This window comes from Moorena sp. SIO2C4 (assembly GCF_010672485.1).
Lineage (GTDB): Bacteria > Cyanobacteriota > Cyanobacteriia > Cyanobacteriales > Coleofasciculaceae > Moorena > Moorena producens.
In genome coordinates, this window is the sequence record NZ_JAAHGN010000097.1 from 1 (window position 1) to 12,004 (window position 12,004).

The 12,004-nt window shown below is 42.1% G+C and carries 16 protein-coding genes; 13 read left to right on the forward strand and 3 right to left on the reverse strand.

Features of this window, described 5'->3' with window-relative positions; translation table 11 throughout:
* Positions 1–165 precede the first annotated feature (165 nt).
* From ctaD to F6K20_RS07945, 3 genes are all read left to right on the forward strand, one after another.
* The gene (gene ctaD, locus F6K20_RS07935; protein WP_287294344.1) at positions 166–1,848 is read left to right on the forward strand and encodes a cytochrome c oxidase subunit I; all 1,683 of its coding nucleotides are present in this window, start codon (positions 166–168) and stop codon (positions 1,846–1,848) included.
* A gap of 9 nt (positions 1,849–1,857) precedes the next feature.
* Complete coding sequence (locus tag F6K20_RS07940) at positions 1,858–1,986, forward strand: hypothetical protein (RefSeq protein ID WP_267872063.1); 129 nt, start codon at positions 1,858–1,860, stop codon at positions 1,984–1,986.
* A gap of 146 nt (positions 1,987–2,132) precedes the next feature.
* On the forward strand, positions 2,133–2,759 hold the full coding sequence (locus F6K20_RS07945; RefSeq protein WP_008186856.1) for a cytochrome c oxidase subunit 3: 627 nt from the start codon (positions 2,133–2,135) through the stop codon (positions 2,757–2,759).
* An 82-nt stretch (positions 2,760–2,841) separates the two neighbouring features.
* Here the strand turns inward: F6K20_RS07945 and F6K20_RS07950 are convergent, their stop codons facing one another.
* On the reverse strand, positions 2,842–3,156 hold the full coding sequence (locus tag F6K20_RS07950; protein WP_287267829.1) for a hypothetical protein: 315 nt from the start codon (positions 3,154–3,156) through the stop codon (positions 2,842–2,844).
* Positions 3,157–3,311: 155 nt separating this feature from the next.
* The gene (locus F6K20_RS07955; protein WP_287294346.1) at positions 3,312–4,565 is read right to left on the reverse strand and encodes a CPBP family intramembrane glutamic endopeptidase; all 1,254 of its coding nucleotides are present in this window, start codon (positions 4,563–4,565) and stop codon (positions 3,312–3,314) included.
* 774 nt (positions 4,566–5,339) lie between these two features.
* Between F6K20_RS07955 and F6K20_RS07960 the strand changes: the two genes are divergently transcribed.
* The 7 genes from F6K20_RS07960 to F6K20_RS07990 all read left to right on the forward strand — a co-directional run bounded on the left by F6K20_RS07960 (position 5,340) and on the right by F6K20_RS07990 (position 9,518).
* Positions 5,340–7,091, forward strand: a complete 1,752-nt coding sequence (locus F6K20_RS07960; protein ID WP_287294349.1) for a hypothetical protein — start codon at positions 5,340–5,342, stop codon at positions 7,089–7,091.
* Between the two features lie 415 nt (positions 7,092–7,506).
* Positions 7,507–7,917, forward strand: a complete 411-nt coding sequence (locus F6K20_RS07965) for a hypothetical protein (RefSeq protein ID WP_287294351.1) — start codon at positions 7,507–7,509, stop codon at positions 7,915–7,917.
* Positions 7,898–8,050: a hypothetical protein gene (locus F6K20_RS07970; RefSeq protein WP_154659855.1), complete on the forward strand. Its 153-nt coding sequence runs from the start codon at positions 7,898–7,900 to the stop codon at positions 8,048–8,050. Before F6K20_RS07965 ends, F6K20_RS07970 begins: the two co-directional genes overlap by 20 nt.
* 47 nt (positions 8,051–8,097) lie before the next feature.
* The gene (locus F6K20_RS07975) at positions 8,098–8,445 is read left to right on the forward strand and encodes a DUF433 domain-containing protein (protein ID WP_287294353.1); all 348 of its coding nucleotides are present in this window, start codon (positions 8,098–8,100) and stop codon (positions 8,443–8,445) included.
* A 139-nt stretch (positions 8,446–8,584) separates the two neighbouring features.
* Entirely contained in the window at positions 8,585–8,839 is a 255-nt protein-coding gene (locus F6K20_RS07980; RefSeq protein ID WP_499881595.1) for a hypothetical protein, read from the forward strand.
* Between the two features lie 219 nt (positions 8,840–9,058).
* Positions 9,059–9,298, forward strand: a complete 240-nt coding sequence (locus F6K20_RS07985; protein WP_287294355.1) for a hypothetical protein — start codon at positions 9,059–9,061, stop codon at positions 9,296–9,298.
* Positions 9,299–9,383: 85 nt separating this feature from the next.
* On the forward strand, positions 9,384–9,518 hold the full coding sequence (locus F6K20_RS07990) for a hypothetical protein (RefSeq protein WP_008186840.1): 135 nt from the start codon (positions 9,384–9,386) through the stop codon (positions 9,516–9,518).
* A gap of 109 nt (positions 9,519–9,627) precedes the next feature.
* Here the strand turns inward: F6K20_RS07990 and F6K20_RS07995 are convergent, their stop codons facing one another.
* Positions 9,628–10,587, reverse strand: a complete 960-nt coding sequence (locus F6K20_RS07995; protein WP_287267836.1) for an aldo/keto reductase — start codon at positions 10,585–10,587, stop codon at positions 9,628–9,630.
* A gap of 41 nt (positions 10,588–10,628) precedes the next feature.
* Between F6K20_RS07995 and F6K20_RS08000 the strand changes: the two genes are divergently transcribed.
* The 3 genes from F6K20_RS08000 to F6K20_RS08010 form a co-directional block, all read left to right on the forward strand.
* The gene (locus F6K20_RS08000) at positions 10,629–10,751 is read left to right on the forward strand and encodes a hypothetical protein (RefSeq protein WP_267872061.1); all 123 of its coding nucleotides are present in this window, start codon (positions 10,629–10,631) and stop codon (positions 10,749–10,751) included.
* A 251-nt stretch (positions 10,752–11,002) separates the two neighbouring features.
* Positions 11,003–11,326, forward strand: a complete 324-nt coding sequence (cutA, locus tag F6K20_RS08005; protein ID WP_008186832.1) for a divalent-cation tolerance protein CutA — start codon at positions 11,003–11,005, stop codon at positions 11,324–11,326.
* Positions 11,327–11,650: 324 nt separating this feature from the next.
* Positions 11,651–12,004, forward strand: a 354-nt coding sequence (locus F6K20_RS08010) for an S-adenosylmethionine:tRNA ribosyltransferase-isomerase (protein WP_287294358.1), incomplete at its 3' end; no start/stop codon positions are given.

Sequence of the window (12,004 nt, forward strand, 5' to 3'; positions counted from 1 at the left end):
TCTAAATTCTAAATTCTAAATTCTAAATTCTAAATTCTAAATTCTAAATTCTAAATTCTAAATTCTAAATTCTAAATTCTAAATTCTAAATTCTAAATTCTAAATTCTAAATTCTAAATTCTAAATTTTGCCTATCCTTTTAGTCAATCACACCTCCACTATCCCATGACGACGCAAGTAGAAAAACCGGAATCTGTCAAGGATGCTGGTCATGTTGAAGAACATGAGCGGCGTTGGCAAGATTACTTTACCTTCAATACCGACCATAAAGTTATTGGGATTCAATACCTGGTCACCTCATTTGTGTTCTATTTCATCGGTGGCGCATTAGCTGGATTAATTCGCACTGAGTTGGCAACACCAGACCCGGATTTATTGAGTCCGTTAACCTACAACCGAGTGTTCACCATGCACGGAACAATTATGTTGTTCCTATGGATTATTCCAGCTGGTGCTGCTTTTGCTAACTATCTGATTCCCTTGATGATTGGGGCAAAGGATATGGCATTCCCCAAGCTGAATGCGGTGGCATTCTGGATGAATGCTGTGGGAGGTTTGCTGTTAATGAGTAGTTTTTTCGTAGGTGCTCCCGAAGCCGGTTGGACCTCTTACCCCCCTTTGAGCTTGATTAGTTCTCAGGTGGGTGAAGAAATTTGGATTTTGAGCATCCTGGTGATCGGGACTTCCTCAGTGCTAGGGGCGCTTAACTTCTTCACTACTATTGTGAAGATGCGCACACCTAGCATGACTATTCATGATATGCCTCTGTTTTGCTGGGCAATGTTAGGAACCTCAATCCTAGTTTTGATTGGTACTCCAGTCCTAGCAGCAGCGTTAATTTTCCTGTCCTTTGATTTAATTGCTGGCACCAATTTCTTTAACCCGGCTGGGGGAGGAGACCCAATTGTTTACCAGCACATGTTTTGGTTTTACTCCCACCCGGCGGTGTACATCATGGTGCTACCGTTCTTTGGGGTAATCTCGGAAATCCTACCGGTACATGCCCGTAAGCCGGTTTTTGGCTATCGTGCGATCGCATACTCCAGTATGTTGATTTGTTTCCTAGGACTAATTGTCTGGGCGCACCATATGTTCACTAGTGGCACTCCTGGTTGGTTGCGGATGTTCTTTATGGCTGCCACCATGCTGATTGCTGTGCCCACAGGGATTAAGGTGTTTAGCTGGGTGGCAACGATTTGGGGCGGAAAAATCAACTTAAATAGTGCCATGCTCTTTGGTATGGGCTTTATCTCGGCATTTTTGATTGGGGGTCTTAGCGGTGTCATGCTCGCTTCCGTTCCCTTTGATGTCCATGTCCATGACACTTATTTCATTGTGGCTCACTTCCACTACGTTCTGTTTGGTGGTAGTGTGCTAGGGTTATTTGGCGCGGTTTATCACTGGTTCCCCAAAATGACCGGGCGAATGGTCAACGAAACCTTAGGACGCATTCACTTTGTGTTGACCTTCATTGGTCTAAACATGACCTTCTTGCCGATGCATGAGCTTGGTCTATTGGGTATGAACCGTAGGGTTGCTATGTATGACCCCCAGTTTCAAAGCCTCAACATGATCTGCACTATTGGCTCCTATCTTCTAGCGGTTTCTACCATACCCTTTGTGATTAATATCATCTGGAGTTTGAACCGTGGTCCAATTGCTGGTCGCAATCCTTGGAGAGCTCTGACATTAGAGTGGCAAACTACCTCTCCTCCTGCCATTGAGAACTTTGACGAGGAACCAATTTTGTGGTCCGGTCCTTACGAATACGGTATCGACAGTTATAGTGTTGACACCGATAAACAGGTCGAGGAGTTGCTGGTTGAAGTTAAAGGAGATGTTGGGTAGGTTAGCAGGTTGAAGGTTGTTCGCGTAGCGTGGCCTTTGGCCAAGGTTGTTCGCGTAGCGTGGCCTTTGGCCAAGGTTGTTCGCGTAGCGTGGCCTTTGGCCAAGGTTGTCTGTCAGAATGTAGAATGTAGAATGTAGAATGTAGAATTAAGAATGTAGAATTCTACATTCTACATTCTTAATTCTTAATTCTTAATTCTTAATTCTTAATTTAACCTCCTAACCTACCCTAATCGAAGCTCAACAGGCACAAATGTCAGCTCAAGATTAATTCAAAGGAATTTATGCAAGGCTCAACGATAGATCCGTCTAAAACTAGCCTCAACTATCATCATGAGGTTGAGGCAGCAGAGGTACATCACGAGGAGCATCCGGATTTTCGGATGTTTGGTTTGGTGGTGTTTCTGGCTGCTGATAGTATGACCTTCTTGGGGATGTTTGCCGCTTTTTTAATTTATAAAGCGACGATGCCAGCTTGGCCTCCAGAGGGTACAGAATTAGAGTTATTGGTGCCAACAATCAACACCATCATCCTGATTACTAGTAGTTTCGTCATGCACCGGGGCCAGAGTGCTATTAAGAAGAATGATGTATCTGGTTTGCGACTCTGGTTTGGAATCACTGCTCTGATGGGTGCGATGTTCTTAGGAGGACAAGTCTATGAGTACACTCATGTAGACTTTGGTCTGACTACTAACTTATTTACCAGTTCTTTCTTTGCCTTAACTGGTTTCCATGGTCTTCATGTTACTTGCGGACTCGGGTTAATTGTGTTAGTATTATTGAGATCGCTAAATTCAAAGCACTACTCCAGTGAAGAGCATTTTGGTGTAGAAGCCGCAGAACTCTACTGGCACTTCGTTGATGTGGTGTGGATTGTTCTGTTTGTAATCGTGTATTTGATTAATTAGTTTCCGCCACAGTTTGGTTAACAAAGTTTTGATGCACTACCCCCGATTGGGGGTTTTTTTTTGGAGGTTAACTGGTTGGAGGTTAGCAGGTTGAAGGTTTGAAGGTTGAAGGTTTGAAGGTTGAAGGTTGAAGGTTGAAGGTTAAGCGGTTGGAGGTTAAGCGGTTGAAGGTTAACAGGTTGAAGGTTAACAGGTTGAAGGTTGAACGCGATCGCGTGGCCAATAGGCCAAGGTTATTTGGTTGAAGGTTGACGCGATCGCGTGGCCAATAGGCCAAGGTTGAAGTTACGTAGGGTGCGTAGGGTGTGTTAGGGGCGGACTTGCCCTTATTTTTCGCCTCGTGGCCAGGGTTGGGATAGTCCGCCCCGTAACGCACCAGCTTTGGGCTCCCACTCATTTTTCGCCTGGTCGCGCCTAGTTGGGATAGTCCGTCCGGAAATGAAACGGGCAAGATGCCCGTTCCACCAAGATGCCTGTTTATGGATGGTGGTAGCGCTAATCCCAACAGGACAGGTGAATTTAACCCCTTGGATTCCTTACAATTTTAATCAATCACTTAGAATTTCTATAGTAGGGAAGGATGTCATCTTGTTTAGGAAAATTTCTATATAAAAAAAACATGATAACGGCAAAGGATATAGCTGCTACAATTGCTTTTTGACCTAATAATGGTTCCATGGAAACTCGATAATCGTTTACCGAAACGAAGTCAACGTTTGAGCTACTATAGTACCGTCCAATCATAAAAATTGTAACAATAGTATTGTAAAGACTATGACAAAGGATTGGTACTATTAAGTTGCCAGTCTTAAAGTATAGAACAGACAATATAGTTCCGGCAATGAATAAGGATACAATATCGAATCGCAAATGGCAAATCGCAAATAATAAAGATGAGGTAACTATTCCGGCTTTTATCCCCCATTTCATTGCCCACTTCTGCAAGATTATTCCACGACAAATAAGCTCTTCCAACAACGGAGCAAAAACAATCGCCGAAAAGCTCCAAGATATTAGCCCTATAACATTTGTAAATTCTAATTCATTAATCGAGTTTTCAATAAAATCTGGGTAAATAAATGAAATATAATATGAAATTAAGGAATTAAAGCCCCAAGCAAAAGCATAGTTTAAAAAAACTATTAAAATAATTAATTTCCAATTAATTATTGGCTTTAAACTACCAAAATTCAAAATCCCAAATTTTTCAACATCGAATCCTAGTATTCGGATATATCTAAATAAAAATAATCCTATAAATAAGTATGTAATGGTGACATATAATTCAGGTAATATATCCCAGGTAGCATTAAATAAATCAATAAAATCACTGCCCTTTACCAAGGATAATAATCCAATACTTAACAATATAATTATAAATATTGTTAAAATTAAAATTGGGAAAGCTATCGAGTAATATAATAAAAATTCAGGAATATTAAGCTTATTAAAGGGGAAATTTATTGAGTCATTACCCAATGACCCTTCTGAATAAAAATTTGTTCTCTTTTCCGGAAAAAGTAATAGGAATGATAATCCCAAAATACTTAATAATCCGAACCATCCCCACTTACTTGCATATCCCTTGTCGTAACTATATAGACGGCATCCTTTGAGAAGAGGTATATATCCATATATAAATGTTGAGATAATTAAATGAAATAAAACTCCAGGGAATGGTGATGACCAATCTTCAAAAGCTGCTAAAATTAATCCAAACGTGAATAACGGAATAAACTGGAAAGCTAATCCACAAAGAATTAGATTGAAAGATTCATTTTTGGAATTGGTATTCTTGATGTTCATTGGCTCGGTAGGTAATATACTATAATCGTTTCATACCAATGGCATAGAGAGGATTGACAAAAACAGAGGGACTGGGCAAGCTTGAAAACAGAAACCACTCATCGGTTATCAACATGCCAAGAATTAACTTCCCCATCCAGAAAGCCCTGTGGGATAGCTGATGTCAAGTGGTTAATTGGAGCCATTTTGGACATCTGACCACCTGTATTGGCATAATGATAGCCCTGATAGAAACAAGGTAAGCATTCAGCCGTCAGCTGTCAGCTGTCAGCCGTCAGCTTAAAATAAAATTGAAAGTCTGGGGAAAAGCCATTGGCCTACGGCCAATAGCTAATAGCTATTAGCTAATAGCTGATAGCTAATAGCTATTAGCTGATACGCGACACGCTGATAGCTGAATGCTTACGAAACAAGGAGCGTGAAGAAACAGCATCACAAACGTCGTTATCCCCTTGAATTCCAACTATAAACGTACCACTACTGTTCTTCCTACCTTTTTTCACTCAATCAGGATTATTTGGTTTAAGGTTGAACGCGATCGCGTGGCCTTTTGGCCAAGGTTAGCAGGTTGAAGGTTGAACGCGATCGCGTGGCCTTTTGGCCAAGGTTAGCCGGTTGAAGGTGATATTAATGAACTAGAATAAGAATTCTCATAGTAATCAGATACACCAGATTTTTGCCCGATTCCCGATTCCCGATTCCCGATTCCCGACTCCCGACTCCCGACTCCCGACTCCCGATTCCCGATTCCCGACTCCCTATTCCCTTGACTAAATGATTGCCCCTATTGAGAGATTACTCACAACTCCTTGTAACAAACGATTTACTCCTCAAGTTATCTTTTGGTTTAGCCTCAGCCTAACCTTTACCGTAGTGTATAGCTTGCTAGCACTACGAGAAGCTTTTAGCGGTGAGTATATTGTCCAAGATGATGCACGACAACATATATTTTGGATGATGCGATTTCTTGATCCAGAGCTGTTTCCTAAGGATTTAATTGCTGATTACTTTCAAACGGTTGCTCCAGCTGGCTACACTACAGTTTATCGAGTCATAGCAGCATTGGGTGTTAATCCATTGCTATTTAACAAACTCTTACCGGTAGTGTTGAATCTGGTTAGCGCTAGCTATTGCTTTTGGGTGTGTCTGGAATTATTGCCAGTACCAGCAGCTGCCTTTAGTGCTACTTTGTTGCTGTCTCAAGCCTTGGGCATGACTGATACAGTGGTGTCTGGAACACCGAAGGCGTTTGTCTATCCCCTGTTGTTGGGGTTTATGTATTACCTAGTGCGGGGGTCATTGTGGTTTTGTTTGGGTGCGATCGCACTCCAAGGTCTATTCTATCCCCAGTTAGTATTTATTTCTTCCGGTACCTTAGTTTTACGACTATTTGAATGGCGCAATGGTAAGTTAGGCTTATCCCAAGAGCGACGTTGGTTGTGTCTGGCGGGATTGATAGTAGCCTTTTTGGTTATGTTACCCTATGCCCTGAAAACCAATGAGTTTGGTCCAGTGATTTCTGTCGCTGAAGCCAGACAGTTACCAGAGTTTTTTCCAGGGGGGCGATCGCGTTTTTTTTATGACGATGATCCCGCTAAGTTTTGGTTAAAAGGTAGAAGCGGAATTCGTCTGACTTCGATTCTTACTCCAGCTACTAATGGCGCGGGATTTTTACTGCTGCTCTTGCCCTTATTTCCCAATAAATTTCCGTTATTCAAGCAGATCAGTAAAGAAATTACCCTTTTGCTCCAGATGCTACTAGCCTCTCTCGGGATGTTTGTTGCTGCTCATGTTTTGCTATTTAAATTACATCTTCCTAGTCGTTATACTCAACATAGTCTGAGAGTGATCATGGTGCTAAGTGCTGGTATAGTTTTTATCATTCTGATTGATAGCGTAGTTAAATGGGCAAGCCAGTCTAGCCAAAACGGTTTCTCTAGCTCTGGTTTTTCGCAAATTTTTTCTATACCTAAAATAATTGCTATTGCAACTACTACCATAATTGCAGCAGCATTACTATTATATCCTAGTTTTGTGAATGATTTTCCCATTACTGCCTATAAAGTCGGAAATACTCCATCCTTATATAATTTTTTTCAACAACAACCGAAAGATAGCTTAATTGCTTCTCTGTCTCCAGAGATGAATAATATCCCCACCTTTGCTCAGCGTTCGGTTTTGGTAGCCAGTGAATATGCTATTCCTTACCACGTCGGATATTATCAGAAATTTCGACAACGAACTCTAGATTTAATTGATGCCCAATATAGTGCTAATCTCTCCGTTGTTAAGGAATTTATTAAAACCTATGATATTGATTTTTGGGTACTAAACCCAATCGAGTTAAAGGCTGATGCTATTAAGGATCGTAAGTGGTTGAAGCAGTATCAGCCAGCCGCTAATCGTGCTATTCAACAACTTGAACAAGGGATAAAACCTGCTTTGGAACAAGTGATGGCATCCTGTTCGGTGTTTGAAACTAAGGGATTGGTGGTTTTGGAGGCGAAATGTATTGTTGATAGCTAAGCTATCAGCTATCAGCTATCAGCTATCAGCTATCAGCTATCAGCTATCAGCTATCAGCTATCAGCTATCAGCTATCAGCTCGCGAATGGCTGACGGCTGAAAGCTGACGGCACCTCAAGCAGCGTGCGCGTAGCGCATATGCTTACCTTACCTATTTTAAAAAAATCTATATTACTTGATTAAATTACTGCTCCATAAATTCCATTAATAGCTAATCGTTAAAATTGCAAAAAGTAATTTTTTTGCTTGTTAAAAACTGTTAAGAATACCAGAAATAATATTGACAAATTATGATTTATTAGTAATAAAAAAAATGTCTGGTGTTTCGATATGATTATCGGACAAAAAGCCGCGCTTCTTGAGACCATCATTCCAACAGCGCGGCTTATTCCCCAAGGACATTGGAGATAATTCCATGATGCCAAATAAACGCTCAACTGATCATGCTATCTATTACCAGCGGTACTTAGACCGCCTGGCACAACTAGCAGGGAAGAAACCCACCCGCCCAAAATCCTATCCTCGTCCCCTAACTGACCTAGACCGTATCCTGATCCAAATGTACAGTCACTGGCAACTGGCCATGACACCAAAGGAGTTCATCTCGAAATGGGAGGTTAGTCGAGAAGACATAGCATTAATCTGCTCCCGCTCCATCAGTACAGTTAACAGCTGGTTTGCTGGAACTAAGCGCTATAAGGCTCCTGCTGCTGAGGTTTTACGACATCTTGCTCTGATGGATTTTTTGTTGGAAAATTTCGATGCTATTCCGAGAGAGTTGTTGGAGCGATTATGTGGTAATAATCGTGAAGGTTATTCGCCCTAGGGATAGTGGTAAACAGGTAGACACCGTGGTGCGTTACGGGCAGCAACCTAACCCTGGCTATCGAGAAAATGAGGGCTCGCCCTTCCCTAACGCACCCTACGTAACTGTCGGGGTTTACACATCAATAACCTAAAGACTTCTGTTTACAATAAAACTTACTAGTTTATTTACCTAATGATCATGTCAAATCAAGCTTTAACAGATTATTTCAACTTTCTTGCTCCTACTGATATTCGCCTCAAAGGAACAAGAATTGGTATTGAAACCATATTATATGACTATCTAGACTGTCATAAAACCCCAGAAGAAATTGCTCAAGCTTATACATCATTAACCCTAGAACAAGTCTACGCTACTATCCTCTATTACCTGCAAAATCAAAACGCTGTCAGCGAATATATGAAAAACTGGCTCTTTCATTGTCATACCATGAGGGAGCAGCAACGACTCAATCCGCCTCCTGTTTCGGAAAAACTGCGCCAATTAAGAGCAATAATAAAAGCTAGGCAACAAGGGAATGAGTATTAACTATCTAATTGATGAAAATGTTAATTCTCTCTATCCGTAAACATTTAGTCATCAGCTATTAGCTAATGCGCTACGCGAACAGCTATCAGCAAGTTGATTACAACGTTCAGATAAACAAGGGAAAAAGCCCTTTAGATTTATTCTCAACCAATCAAAAGCAATTGTTACCAATTCATATCTTATTCTCTACCCCAAGCCAGATTTGGAAAACGCCATAAACCAAAATCCCAACTTGGACAAATTGCTGATAGAAGCTCTTAACCAGATTACTGGGAAAGCTATGGTTGCTGAAGGTAGAGTTTATGGTGGAGGCATGTATAAATTAGAACCGAAGGAACTGGCTAATGTGCCAGCTTTTGAGCTGCAGGGGTTGCTATCACAAGGATCTAAGTAAGAGAGCACTCGGAGAGTTGGTAGTGATAAACATGTAAACGATAATTGCCACAATTCTGATATAATGTCTTACTGTGGCCTAGTTACTAGCAAAAAAGCCCAGGCTAGAGTGTGAGCGGCAACTCGGCTTAGCCTAGGCATCCGTCACGCTGACGTACACCTTCTAGGCATTCCGCGAGCGTACACCTTATCTCGGCTTGAAATAAGCCGAAACTTTTTAATGGTTCAACTACAGTATACCTTAGAAGAAACCTCCAAAACTGAGCATTTGGATGTTAATGTTAGCCAGGTAGTTGGTACATCAACAGCTCCACCAACTACCGATATAACTCCTAGCGGACTACCTATCCCCCTGATCCAAGGTGGAACAGCGGTGGCGGCAGTCATTGCCTTAACCGTGTACTCTAAAACAATTATCGAAGCGATAACTAAGTTAGTTAAAGAAGCAAAGGAGGATTGACCACTCGATAGCCTAAATTGATCAACTTGGATTACCATTGTTAATTCCCTTTAATCCCCAAATAGTCTAAACAACTATCTGGGAAATGGTTTTGGTTACTGACAGTAAGCAATCAGCAATCAGCAATCAGCAATCAGCTTTCAGCTATCAGTTATCAGCAATCAGCTATCAGTTATCAGTTATCAGCAATCAGTCATTGGCCGTAGGCCATACTACTTGAAGTACTTTTGAATAAAATAAGCTGACGGCTGACCGCTGACCGCTGACCCCTGACCCCTGACCGCTGACCGCTGACCGCTGACGTCAAGAAGTCAGGTTTAAGCAGTCCCTTAAAGATCCCACATCACTGGATTATCATCTATATGATCGGTAACCAACCGTCCAATCTGATCAATGTCTTGTAGCTCATCAGCAGATAGCTTAACCTCAACAGCTTGAGCATTTTGAATAACTTGGTCACTATTTCGGAATCCTGCGATCGCATTCGTTTGTGGCTGAGACATCAACCATGCCAGAGACAACTGAGCCAGGGTACACTGATGACGCTCTGCAATTGGTCGTAGCTGAGCTAATGCTTGCTGTGCTCGTTGATAGTTATCACCGTTGAACAACTTATTTTTGCTGCGATGATCCCCTTCCTGAAACTTGTGCTCTGGACCAAACTTGCCAGTTAATAATCCCTGAGCTAAGGAAGAATAGGCAATAATCGAGATATTGTGCTCTACACAATAAGGCATAGCATCTTGCTCCACCTGACGCCAAAACAGAGAGTAGGGAGGCTGCAAGCTATCAATTCGTCCGTACTGAGAAGCTTCTGCTAACTGGCTGCGGGAAAAATTGGAGACTCCAATTGCCCGAATTTTGCCTTGCTCTTTCAACCTATTGAGAGCGCTCATGGTTTCCTCAATTGGCACTACCTCACTTTGAAAGGTGCCAGAAGGCCAGTGAATCTGGTAGAGGTCGATATAATCTGTCTTCAGGTTTTTTAAGGAACCCTCACAAGCCTCGATCACCTGGTCATATTTAAGATGATTTGGAAACACTTTGGTAGCATATACCACTTGGTCTCGTACTTCTGCTAGAGCCTGACCAACAATTTGTTCCGAGTGACCCTGCCCGTAAATTTCTGCAGTATCAACCGTAGTTATCCCCGCCTCAAATCCTGCTCGCAGCCCTTTTATGGTCTCAGCATCTTCAATGCCTACCCACCTAGATTTACCGGCCTGCCAAGTGCCCATGATAATCGGGGTAATTTTTACCTCCGAAGTGCCTAAGGCTTTGGTTTCCATCCTTAACTCCTCTAACTTTTTCGGCCTTACTTAATAATGGAATGATTTTAAGAGTTTTCTGGAATGGGCATCAGGCGTGGAATGGGCATCAGGCGTGGAATGGGCATCTTGCTGTGGAATGGGCATCAGGCGTGGAACAGGCATCTTGCCTGTTTCCTGCTTAGGGCAGGCAGGATGCCTACCCCACTCTTATTCATTCAAAAATTCAGCAAGGAGACTTTTAGCTGTTTCCGGATTGACTTTCAATACTGCCAAACTGCTCATTCTCCAAAATAGCAATATCCTTGATCGAGTTTTCCAGCCATTCCTGAATAGGTGGCTCCCATCCGGATTTAACCGTTTTCTTTATAAAACATTGTAAAGTCAGGAATCTGGTTTAATATATTCCCGGGTCAAAAAAAAATTAAGCAAAAGCATGAACATAGTTTTAATACTTGTCACCTGTCCTGATAATGCTGTTGCCCATAATCTGTCTCATCAGCTTCTGGAGCGTAGAGAGGCAGCATGTGTGAACATTATTCCCGGGATATCTTCAGTTTATTGGTGGGAGGGTGAGGTTGAGTCTGATTCTGAAGTGCTGCTACTCATCAAAACAACTACGGAGCTGATCTCTAAAGCAGAGCAGACTGTAACTAATTATCATCCCTACGATACCCCTGAATTTGTGGTACTAAGTACACAGCATGTCAACGAACAGTATGCAGCTTGGGTGATTAATAATGTCGCTACTCAAGCATAACTGGCGATAGTTGAGCAGGAGATGGTACTGAATCAGAGTTTTGGGACAAATTAGCTTGATTGTGTACTAGGTTTATATACAAAGAGAGCACAAAGCAAGTTTGTTAGTTTTAAGCGTACGCTAAATCAAAAATTGCCAATAACCCATTAGACCGCGAAAGACTTTTGCAAAAGGTCTAATGTTTCGCCAGGGCTATCAATTGTGGGGGCAAAATTGGGCATGGCTATGGGAGCTCAATCATAGCCACAATAAGCAACGCCTCAATTTGAATTATACAAGCAGACCCCACATACTCCAAGCAAACACAGACTGGTAATACCAACCATGGAAATATTTACCTATGAACTCCCAACAGAGTTTATCGCCCAACGTCCGATTCAACCGCCTGAAGCGGCAAAGCTTCTGATTACCTCTCCAGATGCAGAGATAGAGGAAACAACCTTCGCTTCTCTCCCTCAACATCTTGGCTCTCGTGATCTCTTGGTGTTTAACGATACGGCTCCCAACATTCGACAGGGATCGGGGGACTACCAAGACAAGATCGATGATCAGACAATCTTTGCAAATAAAGCTGGTTCTGTTGCAGTGCCGACGGCAAGTTTGCACTTTACACCCGAACTTATTAGTCAACTACGTGCTAGTGGGAAGCAGGTGGAGTTTGTGACGCTACAGGTCGGG

What these genes read in the sequence shown, in the direction of transcription:
- ctaD (WP_287294344.1), top strand. Translation starts at nt 166, where the DNA reads ATGACGACGCAAGTAGAAAAACCGGAATCTGTCAAGGATGCTGGTCAT.
- F6K20_RS07945 (WP_008186856.1), top strand. Translation starts at nt 2,133, where the DNA reads ATGCAAGGCTCAACGATAGATCCGTCTAAAACTAGCCTCAACTATCAT.
- F6K20_RS07950 (WP_287267829.1), bottom strand. Translation starts at nt 3,156, where the DNA reads ATGAGTGGGAGCCCAAAGCTGGTGCGTTACGGGGCGGACTATCCCAAC.
- F6K20_RS07955 (WP_287294346.1), bottom strand. Translation starts at nt 4,565, where the DNA reads ATGAACATCAAGAATACCAATTCCAAAAATGAATCTTTCAATCTAATT.
- F6K20_RS07960 (WP_287294349.1), top strand. Translation starts at nt 5,340, where the DNA reads ATGATTGCCCCTATTGAGAGATTACTCACAACTCCTTGTAACAAACGA.
- F6K20_RS07965 (WP_287294351.1), top strand. Translation starts at nt 7,507, where the DNA reads ATGATGCCAAATAAACGCTCAACTGATCATGCTATCTATTACCAGCGG.
- F6K20_RS07975 (WP_287294353.1), top strand. Translation starts at nt 8,098, where the DNA reads ATGTCAAATCAAGCTTTAACAGATTATTTCAACTTTCTTGCTCCTACT.
- F6K20_RS07985 (WP_287294355.1), top strand. Translation starts at nt 9,059, where the DNA reads ATGGTTCAACTACAGTATACCTTAGAAGAAACCTCCAAAACTGAGCAT.
- F6K20_RS07990 (WP_008186840.1), top strand. Translation starts at nt 9,384, where the DNA reads ATGGTTTTGGTTACTGACAGTAAGCAATCAGCAATCAGCAATCAGCAA.
- F6K20_RS07995 (WP_287267836.1), bottom strand. Translation starts at nt 10,587, where the DNA reads ATGGAAACCAAAGCCTTAGGCACTTCGGAGGTAAAAATTACCCCGATT.
- F6K20_RS08000 (WP_267872061.1), top strand. Translation starts at nt 10,629, where the DNA reads ATGATTTTAAGAGTTTTCTGGAATGGGCATCAGGCGTGGAATGGGCAT.
- cutA (WP_008186832.1), top strand. Translation starts at nt 11,003, where the DNA reads ATGAACATAGTTTTAATACTTGTCACCTGTCCTGATAATGCTGTTGCC.